The organism is Comamonas koreensis, from assembly GCF_021026195.1.
In the GTDB taxonomy this organism is placed as follows: Bacteria; Pseudomonadota; Gammaproteobacteria; order Burkholderiales; family Burkholderiaceae_C; genus Comamonas; species Comamonas koreensis.
The window spans coordinates 15,975-30,510 of the sequence record NZ_JAJNCT010000010.1; the positions used below are offsets into that span (position 1 = coordinate 15,975).

At 63.9% G+C, this 14,536-nt stretch carries 12 protein-coding genes; 9 read left to right on the top strand and 3 right to left on the bottom strand.

Annotated features, from left to right (window positions below; genetic code table 11):
- Nucleotides 1-15: 15 nt before the first annotated feature.
- On the bottom strand, nt 16-951 hold the full coding sequence (locus tag LPW39_RS10570; RefSeq protein ID WP_230774389.1) for an alpha/beta fold hydrolase: 936 nt from the start codon (nt 949-951) through the stop codon (nt 16-18).
- Between the two features lie 113 nt (nt 952-1,064).
- On the opposite strand from LPW39_RS10570, the gene LPW39_RS10575 reads away from it, so the two are divergent.
- The 4 genes from LPW39_RS10575 to LPW39_RS10590 all read left to right on the top strand — a co-directional run bounded on the left by LPW39_RS10575 (nt 1,065) and on the right by LPW39_RS10590 (nt 5,073).
- Complete coding sequence (locus tag LPW39_RS10575) at nt 1,065-1,853, top strand: 3-hydroxybutyrate dehydrogenase (RefSeq protein ID WP_230774391.1); 789 nt, start codon at nt 1,065-1,067, stop codon at nt 1,851-1,853.
- 321 nt (nt 1,854-2,174) lie between these two features.
- Entirely contained in the window at nt 2,175-2,906 is a 732-nt protein-coding gene (gene ompR, locus LPW39_RS10580) for an osmolarity response regulator transcription factor OmpR (protein WP_021027409.1), read from the top strand.
- A 163-nt stretch (nt 2,907-3,069) separates the two neighbouring features.
- The gene (locus LPW39_RS10585; protein ID WP_230774399.1) at nt 3,070-4,587 is read left to right on the top strand and encodes a sensor histidine kinase; all 1,518 of its coding nucleotides are present in this window, start codon (nt 3,070-3,072) and stop codon (nt 4,585-4,587) included.
- A gap of 90 nt (nt 4,588-4,677) precedes the next feature.
- The gene (locus LPW39_RS10590) at nt 4,678-5,073 is read left to right on the top strand and encodes a GFA family protein (protein ID WP_269075809.1); all 396 of its coding nucleotides are present in this window, start codon (nt 4,678-4,680) and stop codon (nt 5,071-5,073) included.
- 70 nt (nt 5,074-5,143) lie between these two features.
- Here the strand turns inward: LPW39_RS10590 and ispF are convergent, their stop codons facing one another.
- Nucleotides 5,144-5,644, bottom strand: coding sequence for a 2-C-methyl-D-erythritol 2,4-cyclodiphosphate synthase (ispF, locus tag LPW39_RS10595; RefSeq protein ID WP_230774411.1), 501 nt, complete (start codon nt 5,642-5,644; stop codon nt 5,144-5,146).
- 86 nt (nt 5,645-5,730) lie between these two features.
- Entirely contained in the window at nt 5,731-6,495 is a 765-nt protein-coding gene (locus LPW39_RS10600; RefSeq protein ID WP_230775450.1) for an IspD/TarI family cytidylyltransferase, read from the bottom strand.
- Between the two features lie 388 nt (nt 6,496-6,883).
- On the opposite strand from LPW39_RS10600, the gene mfd reads away from it, so the two are divergent.
- From mfd to LPW39_RS10625, 5 genes are all read left to right on the top strand, one after another.
- On the top strand, nt 6,884-10,360 hold the full coding sequence (gene mfd, locus LPW39_RS10605) for a transcription-repair coupling factor (protein ID WP_230774413.1): 3,477 nt from the start codon (nt 6,884-6,886) through the stop codon (nt 10,358-10,360).
- 59 nt (nt 10,361-10,419) lie between these two features.
- Nucleotides 10,420-11,133, top strand: a complete 714-nt coding sequence (gene serB / locus LPW39_RS10610; RefSeq protein WP_230774415.1) for a phosphoserine phosphatase SerB — start codon at nt 10,420-10,422, stop codon at nt 11,131-11,133.
- Nucleotides 11,134-11,318: 185 nt separating this feature from the next.
- Nucleotides 11,319-12,470 (top strand): acetylornithine deacetylase, encoded by a 1,152-nt coding sequence (gene argE / locus LPW39_RS10615; RefSeq protein WP_230774417.1) that lies wholly within the window; start codon nt 11,319-11,321, stop codon nt 12,468-12,470.
- A 127-nt stretch (nt 12,471-12,597) separates the two neighbouring features.
- Nucleotides 12,598-13,386 carry an SOS response-associated peptidase gene (locus LPW39_RS10620; protein WP_230774419.1) on the top strand — a complete coding sequence of 263 codons (789 nt, stop codon included), beginning with the start codon at nt 12,598-12,600 and terminating at the stop codon, nt 13,384-13,386.
- A 98-nt stretch (nt 13,387-13,484) separates the two neighbouring features.
- On the top strand, nt 13,485-14,507 hold the full coding sequence (locus LPW39_RS10625) for a hypothetical protein (RefSeq protein ID WP_230774420.1): 1,023 nt from the start codon (nt 13,485-13,487) through the stop codon (nt 14,505-14,507).
- Nucleotides 14,508-14,536: the final 29 nt, after the last annotated feature.

Genomic DNA, 14,536 nt, shown 5'->3' on the forward strand with positions numbered 1-14,536 from the left:
CCTCCGGGGCGTGCGCTACGCACCGCATAAAAAAGCCAGCACTGCAGCCGTTTGATCAAAAGATACCAAGGTGGGGGCATGGCCGACACCGGCAAACTCCACCACCCGCGCCCTGGGGCCGCGTTCTGCCATAGATTGGGCCGTTTGGGCAGAAAGCAAGTCTGAATCTGCGCCGCGCAGCACCAAGGTGACAGCGTCGATCTGCTCGTACAGGCGCCACAGCAATTGCTCGCCAGCGGCAGCCATCTCAGGCGTCATCGCCTGCATGGGCTGCGCAATGGCCGGGTCATAGTGCAAGCGCACACTGCCGCCCGCTTCGGGCCGCAGCATCGGGCGCGACAGCGCCAGCCATTCCTCATCACTGTGCGGGCCAAAACCTTTGGAGAGCTGGCCCATGGCCGCCACCGCTTCCTGCTCGGAGCCATACAGCATGTGCTGGCCCACATAGCTGCCAATGCGCGCCAGTGCCGAGGGCTCGATGGTCGGCCCCACATCATTCAGTACCAAACGGCGAACAGGTGCGGGCATCAGCGGCCGGATGCTCGGCTCGCCCGCCAGGCCGATGCCGATAAGACCGCCCATGCTGGTACCCACCCAATCGAGCTTGCCAATGGGTGCCGCGCGGTGTACCTGCTGCAGCATCGCCAGCATGTCGGCCACATACAAGGGCACCTGGTAGCCGGCGGGGTCCTCCAGCCAATCGCTGTAGCCGCGGCCCACCACGTCGGGGCAGATCACCCGCGCCTGCAACGCCAGTTGCCGTGCCAGCACATCAAAATCACGCCCTTGCCGGGTCAGGCCATGGGCGCACACGATCACATGCGGGTGGTTCAGATCCCCGGTGTCGTTCCACTCCCAATACGCCATCCGGTGCGTGGCACCCTGGCGACCCGTGTCCGTATTCCCCGCCACCGCACAGGTGACATACTGCAAGCGTGGATCTTGGTACATGGCCCCTCTTATATAGATGAACGCAGCGCTACCAGGCAAACCGTGGCTGGGGTTTGCCTTAGGATGGATACATGCGTTTGCATGAATACTAACCGAGTAACTGGAGATATTGGATGTTGAAAGCAAAAACAGCGCTCGTCACCGGATCGACGAGCGGTATCGGACTGGGGATAGCCAAGGCGCTGGCGCGCCAGGGTGCCAACATCATCTTGAACGGCTTTGGCGATTCCGAAGGTCCGCTCAAGGAAGTGCAAGACCTCATCACCAGCAGTGGCTCGGGTGCCCGCGTGGGCTATCACGGTGCTGACATGAGCAAGGCCGCCGACATCGAGGCCATGTTTGCCTATGCGGCGCAGACCTTTGGCCAGGTAGACATTCTCGTCAACAACGCCGGCATCCAGCATGTGGCCAATGTGCAGGATTTTCCGGTGGAGCGCTGGGACGCCATCATCGCCATCAACCTCACCAGTGCCTTCCACACCAGCCGACTGGCATTGCCGGCCATGCAGAAGGCGGGCTGGGGCCGCATCATCAATATCGCCTCGGTCCATGGCCTCGTTGGCTCGGCCGGCAAATCGGCCTATGTCTCAGCCAAGCACGGCATTGTGGGCCTCACCAAGGTGACCGCGCTGGAGAACGCCGCCAGCGGCATCACCTGCAATGCCATCTGCCCAGGCTGGGTGCTCACGCCGCTGGTGCAAAAGCAGGTCGATGCCAAGGCCGCGCAAATGAATGTCAGCAATGAAGAAGCCAAGAAACTGCTGCTCGGTGAGAAAGAGCCATCGATGCAGTTCACCACGCCCGAGGAGCTGGGTGAGCTGGCGGTGTTCTTCTGCTCGCCCGCAGCCAACAACGTGCGCGGCGTGGCCTGGAACATGGATGGAGGCTGGGTCGCGCAATAAGGCGGGCTGTAACGGTCGGGGCCTTGAGCTCCTTACATCTACAAGGCGCGCAAGCGCCTTTTTTCCCGCCTCAAACCATCCATGCATTAAACGCATAAATATGAAACATTTTTGAAAGCTAGCCTTCCGCCTTCTTAAAAAACGGTTATTTCCGCAAAAAATGCAGGAAAAATTCGATTTATTGCGTGAGAAACGACCTCCTAGACTGCATATGTAACGCAAACTTTGTAACCATGGGTCAAAAAACGGGTCGGAGTTGCGCATTTTTCGCAAAAACCGGTCAAAATGTAAAAGTTACATATCAACCGGAGGACTCCACCCATGGTTACCGCAACCAATCGCGTCGACAAAATCTTGGTCGTTGATGATGACGCACGTATCCGTGATCTGCTGCGCCGCTATCTGTCGCATGAAGGCTTTGAAGTCATGATTGCCGAGGATGGCAAGGGCCTGCAGCGCATCCTGCTGCGCGAAACGGTGGATCTGATCGTGCTTGATTTGATGATGCCCGGTGAAGACGGCCTGTCCATCTGCCGCCGCCTGCGCGCCAGCAATGACCGCACCCCGATCATCATGCTGACCGCCAAGGGTGAGGATGTCGACCGCATCGTGGGTCTGGAAGTCGGCGCCGATGACTACATCGGCAAGCCCTTCAACCCGCGTGAATTGCTGGCCCGTATCCATGCGGTGCTGCGCCGCCGCCCACCGCAGGAAGCGCCCGGCGCCCCCTCGGGCGAGAACGAAGTGGTCAACTTCGGCCCCTTCACCTTCGACATGAGCACCCGCGTGCTGACCAAGGATGGCGAAGAGCTGCCCCTGACCACCGGCGAATTCGCGATGCTCAAGACCCTGGTGCGCCACCCGCGCCAGCCGCTGTCGCGTGAAAAGCTGGCTCTGCTGGCCCGTGGCCGTGAGTTCGAGCCCTTTGACCGCAGTCTGGACGTGCAGGTATCGCGTCTGCGCAAGCTGGTCGAGGTCGATCCTGCCGCGCCGCGCTACATCCAGACCGTCTGGGGCGTGGGCTATGTGTTCGTACCCGATGGTGCCAACTGATTCTTGAACAGCTTCACACCTAAAACCGCCCCAGCCTGGCTGCGGGGCGGTTTTTTTATACCCCCATTGCGCGGCACGGCATGGTGTCACGCCCGCTTTACAGCGAGAATATAGAGGCATTACCAGCCTCTATTGATCCGACTTTTCTATACGCACACGGTCCATGGCTCCCACCCCCGTCAACGAAGCCGACCAGTCCGGTCTGGCCCCCCTGGAAGGCAGCGCCGCAGCGGCCGCGCACAGCAACAAGCGCACCCGTGTCGGCCTCAACCTGTTTTGGCGCACCTTCTTTTTGCTCGCCATTCTGCTGACGGGCAGCATCCTCGCCTGGGTGCAGACCCTGCGCTCGCTGGAGACGGAACCCCGCGCCATCCAGACAGCCCAGCAGATCGCCTCGCTGGTCAACCTGAGCCGCGCCGCGTTGATGCATTCCGATGCCATCGCCCGCGTCTCGCTGGTCAAGACCATGGCCGACCAGGAAGGCGTGCGCATCGTGCCGCGCGAGCCCAAGGATGTGTACGAGTCCATCGACAACTCCACCCCGCTGGGCGCGCGCCTGACGCAGGAAGTCACCAAACGCCTGGGCCCCAGCACCATTGTGGCCAGCAGCGTCAATGGCGAAGAAGGCCTGTGGGTGGGCTTTACCATCGATGGCGACCAGAACTGGTTCCTGATCGAGCCCTCGCGCTTCAACCCGGCCGGCGGCAAAACGTGGCTGGTGTGGGTGCTGACCGCTGCGGCGCTGTCGTTGGCCGGTGCGGCGGTGATTGCGGGTCTCATCAACCGGCCGCTCAAGCAGCTGTCTAGCGCCACCAACCGGCTGCGCGAAGGCGATTTTGCCGCCCAGCTCGACGAAGACGCGGTCACCAGCGAAATCCGCGAGGTGAACATCGGCTTCAACCGCATGAGCGAGCGCCTGTCCAAGCTGGAGCAAGACCGTGCCGTCATGCTTGCCGGCATCTCACACGACTTGCGCACGCCACTGGCCCGGCTGCGGCTGGAGACCGAGATGAGCGTGTTCGACCAGGTCGCGCGCGAGCACATGGTGGCCGACATCGTGCAGCTCGATGCCACCATCGACAAGTTCCTCGACTACGCCCGTCCCGACCATGCCGCCAAGCTCGCCCCCGTCAATGTCTACGGCGTCGTGTCCTCATGCGTCTATGCGGTGCAAGACCACCAGGAGCTGCAGGTGCACATGAAGGTGCCCGAAGAGCTGATGGTCAACGCCGATGAGATCGAACTCTCACGGGTGCTGTCCAACGTGCTGGAGAACGCACGCCGCTATGGCAAGACACCGGGCGCCTCGCACACCCGCGTCGACATCACCGTCAAGTTCAGCGAAAGCACGGTCACCATCCGCATGCGCGACCATGGTCCGGGCGTCTCCAAGGACCAGCTGAGCAGTCTGACCAAGCCGTTTTACCGTGGCGACACCGCCCGTACCGCTGCGGCCGGCGCAGGCCTGGGCCTGTCGATCGTCGAGAAAACCGTGCAACGCATGGGCGGGCGCTTGAGCATGGTCAATGCCTCGGACGGCAGCACGGGCCTCGTCACCAGCATCTACCTGCGCCGCGCGCCCGACCAGGCCATTGGCAAAGAACCCAAGCGCCGCCTGCTGCGCCCGCAGATCAAGCGGCATTTGCCTGGCGCCCCGACCAACCTGGCGGATTTGCAGTAAGGCGGCTCGCTGGCCAGCGGCGCACCGGCCGCTGGCACAATGCCCTGTCTGTGCATAGAATGCAGGCACCTCGTTGTGCTAGGAGTTGACATGCAAGCCCAGTGCCTTTGCGGTGCGGTCCATGTGACTGCCCCGACCGTCCAGGATGTCCATGTATGCCATTGCAGCATGTGCAGGCGTTGGAGCGAGGGCCCCGCCTTTACCCTGCATGGCGGCACCGAGGTGGAGCTGACAGGCCCCGTCACCCGCTATGCCTCGTCTCCCTGGGCGGAACGCGCCTTTTGCAGCCACTGTGGCACGCATCTGTTCTACCGCCTGCTGGCCACGAACGAGCATTTTCTGTCGGCGGGCCTGTTTCAGGATGAGGATGGCATGCAGCTGGCATCGCAGATATTCATCGACGAAAAACCGGCCTACTACGACCTGGCCAACGACACGCCCAAGCTCACCGGGGCGCAAGTCTTGGCGCAGTACGAAGTGACCTGAGAATACGCCTTCACAGCGGCGACGATGACCGCCTCTGGCAGGCCGTCATCCTTTCTTGCCAACGCTTGACTTAGGCCTGCTCGCCAGCCCGCACCAGCAGCACCACCGCACGCGCCTCCATGGCCGCGCCCTGGCCCACCGGGCCCATCTTCTCGGCCGTCTTGGCTTTCACATTGACCTGGGATTCATCAATGCCCAAGGTCTTGGCAATATTGGCGCGCATCGCCGGTATATGCGGCGCCAGCTTGGGTGCCTGGGCGATCACGGTGCTGTCGACATTGTTGACCTGCCAGCCCTTGGCCGCGACGCGGCGCATGGCCTCGGCCAGCAGCACGGCCGAATCGGCCCCCCGGAAAGCGGCATCGGTATCGGGAAAATGCGATCCGATATCGCCCATACCAGCGGCGCCCACCAAGGCATCGGTGATCGCATGCAGCAGCACATCGGCATCCGAATGGCCCAGCAGGCCCGTGGTGTGCGGCACCTTGATGCCGCCCAAAACCAAGTCGCGCCCGGGCACCAGCGCATGAATATCCCAACCCTCACCAATGCGCATTTGCAGCATTTGCATCCCTTATCTAGTCCATCTACATCACCCCGCAGTGCAAGCCACTGCCAAACCTTCACGCGAGGGTTTGGCAACGCATCACCGGGGAATCACTCAAACAGTGCGGCCACCTGGCTGTCCCCGCTGGCCATGCGCTGCAGCAGCAAGGCTTCGGCCAGCGCAAAGTCATCGGGAAAGGTGACCTTGAAGTTGAAACTGCTGCCCGGCACCAGGCGGGGCTGCAGGCCCAGCGCCTCGATGGCACTGGCTTCGTCGGTCACATCGTTGCAGCGCTCCAGCGCTTCGAGCAGCGCGCCGATGCGGAACATCTGCGGCGTCTGCGCCAGCCACTTGTCCACCCGTGGCAAGGTGCTGCTGACCCGGCTTTGGCCGTGGGCATCGGTGGCAGCGGCCTTGAGTGTATCGGGCAATGGCAGTGCCAACAGGCCACCCACCTCATCGGCCGCACATTCCTGCATCAGCTGCTCGATCTGGCTGGGCTTGATCAGGCAGCGCGCGGCATCATGCACCAGCACCCAGTCATGCGGCTGGGCACCCAGGCCCGAGTCACCCAGCAAGCTGCGCAGGCCGCCGGCCACCGTATCGGCCCGGCTGGGTCCACCACAGGGGCTGATCGCAAAGCCTGGCCGCTGGTAGCGCTGCAAGAAGTCATCGCCAGGGCTCACCCCCACCAGCACGCCCGACAGCGGCTTGGCCGCGATGAAGGCGGCCAAGGTGTGCAACACCAGCGGCCAACCCGCAACGTCCTGGTATTGCTTGGGCACATGGGCCGGGCGATTCGCATCCACCGCCCGGGCGCCTACCCCGGCGCACGGCAAAAAGGCCCAGAACCTGGCCACCACATCCTGCCGCATCTCCCCCAGCGCCTGGGTCTGCGCGCCCGGGTCTGCTGGCGGCACCGTTGCGGCTACCGTCAGCGGCGCAGCCACTTCGGGGGCAGCCCTGGGTACAGCAGGGATCAATTCGTTGCGGACGGTCTGGTTCATGGGGGTATTTTAGAATGCAGAGGTTGCACGGGGCTGTCAGCCAGACCCGTGATTGAAGGTTCCGCTGCAAAACAAGCCTTGCGCTTCCACCCTATCTGGGCCCTGGTTTTGGGCGCGGGTTCTGCAGCGGACCCCTGGTTATTTTTAGAACTTGGTGTGGTCAGGTGCGCCCGTTGGGCGCGTTTGGCTTTGATAGGCCCAGGCGCGGCATGCCGCCCCGGGCTGTAGTCCGTCTATGGACTGGTTGTAGACCCCTATGGAACTCCCCAAACTCACCGCCGGAAAACGTTTTCAGCTGCCCATGCCCCCCGGCAGCGCCGATGCCTTGCTGCTCGCCACCCTGGCCACGCGCGAGGCGGCCGGGCAGCGCGTCACCGCCATCATCACCGCCGATGCGGGCGATGCCCACCGCCTGCAGGACGAGCTGGCTTTTTTCGCGCCCGAACTGCGCGTGGCCCTGTTCCCCGACTGGGAAACCCTGCCCTACGACACCTTCTCGCCGCACCAGGACCTGATCAGCGAGCGGCTGGCGGCGCTGTGGCGCATCAGCCAGGGCGAGGCCGATGTGGTGCTGATCCCCGCCACCACGGCGCTGTACCGCCTGGCGCCCCCGGCTTTCCTGGCGGGCTACACCTTTGCATTCAAGGCCGGGCAAAAGTTGGACGAGGCACGCCTCAAGGCCCAGCTCACGCTGGCGGGCTACAACCATGTCTCCCAGGTGGTGAGCCATGGCGAATACTCGGTGCGCGGCGGCCTGATCGATCTCTACCCGATGGGCTCGCTCGTGCCCTACCGGGTTGATCTGTTCGATGACGAGATCGATTCCATCCGCACCTTTGACCCCGACACCCAGCGCAGCCTCTACCCCGTCAAGGATGTGCGCCTGCTGCCCGGGCGTGAGTTCCCGATGGACGACGAGGCCCGCGCCCGCTTTCGCAATAAATGGCGCGAGATGCTCGAAGGCGACCCCACCAAGAGCCGCATCTACAAGGACATGGGCAACGGCGTGGCCACCGCCGGTATCGAGTACTACCTGCCGCTGTTCTTTGACGAGACCGCCACCGTGTTCGACTACCTGGGCAGCCAGGCCACCGTGGTGCTGCATGGCGATATTGAGCCGGCCTTCCAGCGCTTTTGGCAAGACACGCGCGACCGCTACCGCCTGGTGCAGGGCGACCCGGAACGCCCGGTGCTGCCGCCCGACAGCCTGTTCCTGAGCCCCGACCAGTTCTACGCCACCGCCAAGCAGATGGCCCAGCTGTCGCTGCGCCCGCAGCTGGAGGACGTGGAGCACAGCGCCATCTTCCAGAAGCTCGGCGACCTGGCCGTGGTGCGCGGCGCCGAAGACCCGCTGGCCAAGCTGCAGCAGCACATTGCCCAGCGCCAGGCCCGCACCTTGCTGCTCGCCGAAAGCGATGGCCGGCGCGAGAGCCTGCTCGACTTCTTCCGCGCCAGCGGCCTCAACCCACCGGCCTTTGATTCGCTGGCCGAGTTCCAGCAGACCACAGACGAGCCGGTCGGCATTGCCACGGCGGCGCTGGCCAAGGGCTTTCGCTGGGCCGAGCAAGGCATTGACTTTGTCACCGAGACCGAGCTGTTCGCCGCCACCGGCGGTGCCCGCCGCAAGCGCCGCCAGGAGCAGGCCAGCGATGTCGAGGCGCTGATCAAGGACCTGTCCGAGCTGAAGGTGGGCGACCCGGTCGTCCATGCCCAGCACGGCATTGGCCGCTACCACGGCCTGATCAACATGGATGTGGGCCAGAAGAACCCCGATGGCACACCGGCGCTGCAGGAGTTCCTGCACCTGGAATATGCCGACAAGGCTGTGCTCTATGTGCCAGTCAGCCAGCTCGCGCAGATCAGCCGCTACACCGGTGTATCTGCCGAAGAGGCCCCCCTGCACAAGCTGGGCAGCGGCCAGTGGGAAAAGGCCCGCCGCAAGGCCGCCGAGCAAGTGCGCGATACGGCGGCCGAGCTGCTCAACATCTACGCCCGCCGCGCGGCCCGCGAAGGCCATGCCTTCCGCTACAGCCCGCAGGACTATGAGCAGTTCGCCAATGACTTCGGCTTTGAGGAAACCGCCGACCAGCGCGCCGCCATCCATGCGGTGATCCAGGACATGATCTCGCCCCAGCCGATGGACCGCCTGGTCTGCGGCGATGTCGGCTTTGGCAAGACCGAAGTCGCCTTGCGCGCCGCCTTTGTGGCGGTCACCGGCGGCAAGCAGGTGGCCCTGCTCGCCCCCACCACCTTGCTGGCCGAGCAGCACTACCAGACCCTGGCCGACCGCTTCTCCAAGTGGCCGATCAAGGTGGCGCTGGTGTCGCGCTTTCGCTCGGGCAAGGAGGTCAGCACGACCATCAAGGGCCTGGACGACGGCACCGTCGACATCGTCGTCGGCACCCACAAGCTGCTGTCTGAAAAAACCCAGTTCAAGAACCTGGGCCTGCTGATCATCGATGAAGAGCACCGCTTTGGCGTGCGCCACAAAGAGGCGATGAAGGCCATGCGCGCCGAGGTCGATGTGCTGACCTTGACGGCCACCCCCATCCCGCGCACCATGGGCATGGCGCTCGATGGCCTGCGCGATCTGTCGGTGATTGCCACCGCGCCACAGCGCCGCCTGGCGATCAAGACCTTTGTGCGCAGCGAAGGCACCGGCGTGATCCGCGAAGCCGTGCTGCGCGAGCTCAAGCGGGGCGGCCAGTGCTACTTTCTGCACAATGAGGTCGAGACCATCGAGAACCGCCGCCAGAAGCTCGAAGAGATCCTGCCCGAGGCCCGCATTGCCGTCGCCCACGGCCAGATGCCCGAGCGTGAGCTCGAACGCGTGATGCGCGACTTTGTGGCCCAGCGCTACAACATCCTGCTGTGCTCGACCATCATCGAGACCGGCATCGACGTGCCCAGCGCCAACACCATCATCATCAGCCGCGCCGACAAGTTTGGCCTGGCACAGCTGCACCAGCTGCGCGGCCGCGTGGGCCGCAGCTACCACCAGGCCTATGCCTATCTGATGGTGCCGGATCTGGACGGCCTGACCAAGCAGGCCGCGCAGCGCCTCGAAGCCATCCAGCAGATGGAGGAGCTGGGCAGCGGCTTTTACCTGGCCATGCATGACCTGGAAATCCGGGGCGCCGGCGAAGTGCTGGGCGACAACCAGAGCGGCAACATGATGGAGATCGGCTACCAGCTCTACAACGAGATGCTGTCCGAGGCCGTGCGCAGCCTGAAGGAAGGCAAGGAGCCCGACCTGCTCAGCCCCCTGTCTGCCGCCACCGACATCAACCTGCACGCCCCCGCGCTGCTGCCCAATGACTACTGCGGCGATGTGCACCTGCGCCTGTCGTTCTACAAAAAGCTGGCGACCGCCAAGACCAGCGACCAGATCGACAACCTGCTCGAAGAGATCGTGGACCGCTTTGGCAAGCTGCCGCCGCAGGCCCAGACCTTGGTCGATGTGCACCGCCTGCGCGTGCTTTGCGAGCCCTTTGGTGTGCAGAAGGTCGATGCCGCGCCCGGCGTGATCAACATCACCTTCTACCCCAACCCGCCGATCGAGCCGATGACCATCATCAGCCTGATCCAGAAGAACAAGGCCATCAAGCTGGCCGGCAACGACAAGCTGCGCATCGAGCGCGCCCTGCCCGAGGTCAAGGACCGCGTGCAGATGGTGCGCGATGTGGTGCGCAGCCTGGGCAAGCCGGTGGCGGCCGCCGTGGCCACGGCCTGAGCGGCCCGTCTGAACCCGCCCGTTTATCATTCCCCTACCCTCACCCCTGTAAAGCTCCCATGAGTGCCTCCACCGAATTCGCCCCCGGCCTGACCCTCCAGAACCTGGCCACGCCGCAAAAGCTGTCCGACTACAAGCTGATCGCGTTCGACATGGACTCGACCCTGATCACCATCGAGTGCATCGACGAGATCGCCGACGTCACCGGCAAGAAGGCCGAGGTCGCGGCGATCACCGAAGCGGCCATGCGCGGCGAGATCACCGACTACAAGGACAGCCTGCGCCAGCGCATGGCCTTGCTGCAGGGCGTGCCCATGGCCTCGATCGAGCGCGTGCTGCAAGAGCGCCTGACCCTGACCCCCGGCGCCAAGACCCTGGTGGATGCGGCGCATGCCGCCGGCCTCAAGGTGCTGCTGGTCTCGGGCGGCTTCACCTACTTTGCCGACCATGTCAAAAGCCTGCTGGGCATCGACTTTGTGCGCGCCAACCAGTTCGAGGTGAAGGACGGCCAGCTGACCGGCGGCCTCATCGACCAGAGCTGGGGCGACATCTGCGACGGCGAAGAAAAGCGCAGCACCGTGCTGGGCCTGGCCTCGCTGATGGGCATCGCGCCCGAGCAGGTGATTGCCGTGGGCGATGGCAGCAACGACCTGCCGATGATGCGTGCCGTGGGCCTGTCGGTGGCGTTCCACGCCAAGCCGCGCGTGCGTGCCGAGGCCAAGGTGGCGATCAACACCGGCGGGCTGGACCGCCTGCTCGAAGTGCTGGGCTGATAGACCCTTCCGACCAGGTCGGGCCATAACGGGAGCTACGGGCTCCCGTTTTTCTTTCTGTCCCAGCCACTGGGCCAACCCATCTAAAACCCCAACACCCAACCCCAGCTTAGGCGGTGCGCGCTGCCGCAAAGGCGCAAGCGCCCTACACTCGGTCCCTTGCATGTAACACCAAGTGAAGCGCTATGAACACCCGCTCCTGGCTGGAAAAGCTGGTCGCATTCGACACCACCAGCCGCAACTCCAACCTCGCCCTTATCGAAACCGTGCGTGATGCACTGGCCCACCAGGGTCTGAAGGTCGAGCTGATCCACTCCCCCCAGGGCGACAAGGCCAACCTGTTCGCCACCCTGCCAGCCGATGACGGCAGCACCCAAGGCGGCATCGTGCTGTCCGGCCACACCGATGTGGTGCCGGTTGACGGCCAGAACTGGGACAGCGATCCGTTCACGCTGACTGAAAAAGAAGGCCGTCTGTACGGCCGTGGCAGTGCCGACATGAAGGGCTATATCGCCGCATCGATCGCGCTGGTGCCCGAGTTCATCGCGATGCCGCGCAAGAAGCCGATCCACCTGGCCTTGTCGTATGACGAGGAAGTGGGCTGCGCCGGCGCCCCGGTGATGCTGCGCGCCTTGAAGGCACGCGGCCAGCAGGCCGATGGCTGCGTGGTGGGCGAGCCCACCAGCATGCAGGTGGTGGTCGCACACAAGGGCATCAACCTGTACCGCTGCAAGGTGCATGGCAAGGCAGCGCATTCCTCGCTGACCCCCAAGGGCTGCAATGCCATTGAATACGCCGCACGCCTGATCTGCCATATCCGCGATGTGGCCGACCAGTTCAAGGCCAATGGCCCGTACGACGAGTTCTACGATGTGCCGTTCACGACCATGACCACCAACCAGATCTCGGGCGGTATCGCGGTCAACACCATCCCCGAGCTCTGCGAGTTCAACTACGAGTTCCGCAACCTGCCCGGCATGACGGCCGACAGCATCCAGGCCAAGGTACAAAGCTATGTGACCGGCGAGCTGCTGCCACGCATGCGCCGCGAGTTTGCCGATGCCCGCATCGACATCGAAACCGGCCCCGCCGCCCCCGCACTGGAAGCCAGCGAGCAAGCCGCCATCACCGCGCTGGTGCGTGCACTGACCGCCGACCAGGCCACGCGCAAGGTGGCCTATGGCACCGAAGCCGGCCTGTTCCAGAATCTGGGCATCCCCACCGTGGTCTGCGGCCCCGGCAATATCGAGCAGGCCCATAAGCCCAATGAGTTTGTCGAGATCAGCCAGCTCGAAGCCTGCGAGCGCTTTCTGCGCAAGCTGGGCCAATCGCTCTGATCTAAAATACGCACCGCGGCCGCAAGGCTTGCCACCGAGCCCACCCTGCCCCAGGGTGGGCTTTTTATCTTCTGCCAGAAACCGGCGCCAGCGAATGCTGCTGCAGCCTTCACGTACCATTGCGCCCATGAGCACCCAATACGAAGCCCTCAAAGCCCCCGAGCTGTACCTCAGCGCCTTCCAGGTAGAGCCGCCTGCAGAGATGGGCGAGCGCAAGATGACGCCGCGCCGGCCCGGCTTCTTCATCACCACCAGCCTGACGGGCTCCACCGATGCCGAAAATTCGGCGCGCAAGGCTGCGCTGGCCGAGCAGGCCGCTGCAGAAGCCGCAGCGGGCGGCGCCCCCGCCGATGCCGAACCCGCGCCCGCCGCTGCGCCAGTGGCCACACCGCGTCTGCTGGTGCCCGCGCAATGGGGCCTGGTGCCGCACTGGGTCAAGTCCGCCTCCGATGGCCAGCTGCGCGCCACCAAGCTGGTGAATGTCAAATCCGACAACGCCTCCACCAGCACCGCCTTTCGCGATGCCTGGCTCAACAACCAGCGCTGCATCGTGCCGATGATGGCGTTTGTGACCGACGACTACCGCACCGGCAAGGCCAAGCCCACCCGCATCGCCCGCGTCGATGGCCTGCCGATGGGCGTCGCCGGCATCTGGTCCCGCTGGACCGATGACGACGGCACCGAACTGCTGAGCTACGCCATCATCACCGTCAACGCCAATGCCCATGCGCTGATGAACCGCTACCAGCAGCCCGGCAACGACAAGACCATGCCCGCCATCCTGAACGAAGGCGCCTATGACGCCTGGCTGCGTTCATCGGCCTACAAGGCCAAGGAATTTCTGCGCGCCTACCCCGCGCAAAAACTGCTGGCCAACCCGGTCGAGAAGGGCCGCAAGAACCCGCTGGGGATTTGAAGCGTCGCTAGGCGTATTCGCAACGTTGCGAGCCGCCCATCGCCGTATCCAGGCCAAGCCAACTATAGTCGGCAGAGTTCCATGACACCCTGCCCTCCATGCTTCGTTGGCTGACTTCTTTTTTCGTCCCCGCCTCTTCTGCCGATACCGCAGCCCCACCGGCTGTCGCTGCGGCCCAGATTGCCGTGTCTCAAAGCAAGCCACTGGTGCTGGCCTCGGTGATGCAGGACGCCAACGGCCTGCCCGTATTGGACTGGTCAGCGGTGTCCGAATGGGTCTCGCAACTGCCAGACCCCGAGGAGCAAGCCAAAGCCTGGGGCCTGGCAGAGCGCGCCTGGTTTGACCATCTGTGCCTGGCGCTGGGGCCAGACTTTCGGGTGCGCGAGCATGGCGCGGCGCTCTTGCTGTCCAACCTTGATGCGGTGGTCGCCAAGGCCATGCTGGACTACATCCACAAAAGCGCCCAGCGCATCCTGCAGGTGCTGGAGGGGGTGGCCGAGATACCCCCTTGGGGCCATGACCTGGTCATCGTGTTCGAGGACAAGGAGAGCTATTACCGCTATGTCGCGCACTATTACCCGGACGAGGGCGAATATGCGGAAAGCAGCGGCATGTACATCCAGGCGGGATGCGGGCATTTTGTGACCATGGCAGACAGCCTCCAGTCGCTGGAACCCGTCATCGTGCATGAGCTCACCCATGCTTATGTGCAGCACCTGCCGCTCCCTACCTGGCTGAACGAAGGCTTGGCCGTCAATACCGAGCAGCGCCTGAGCCCAAGCGCAGGCATGCGCCCTGACCTTCCCAAGATGCATGCACGCCACCAATCGTTCTGGAATGCCGAGCGCATCCAGTCCTTCTGGAATGGCCAATCGTTCTCGCAAACCGGTCCGTCCAACGAGCTTTCCTACGATCTGGCGCGTTTGCTGGTGGCCCACCTGGCGGCGGATTGGACAGCCTTTCGCCCGTTTGCATTGCAGGCCCACCAGCAAGATGGTGGCGCCCAAGCGGCGGGCGACTGCATGGATATTGCGCTGGGTGCCCTGGTATGTGCGCTGCTCGATCGGGAACCATCTCCCGATTGGGAGCCAACACCTGCCCGCTGGACCTCAGAAGCCTAGCGTCAGCAACCACCAGCCTGAGATCACTG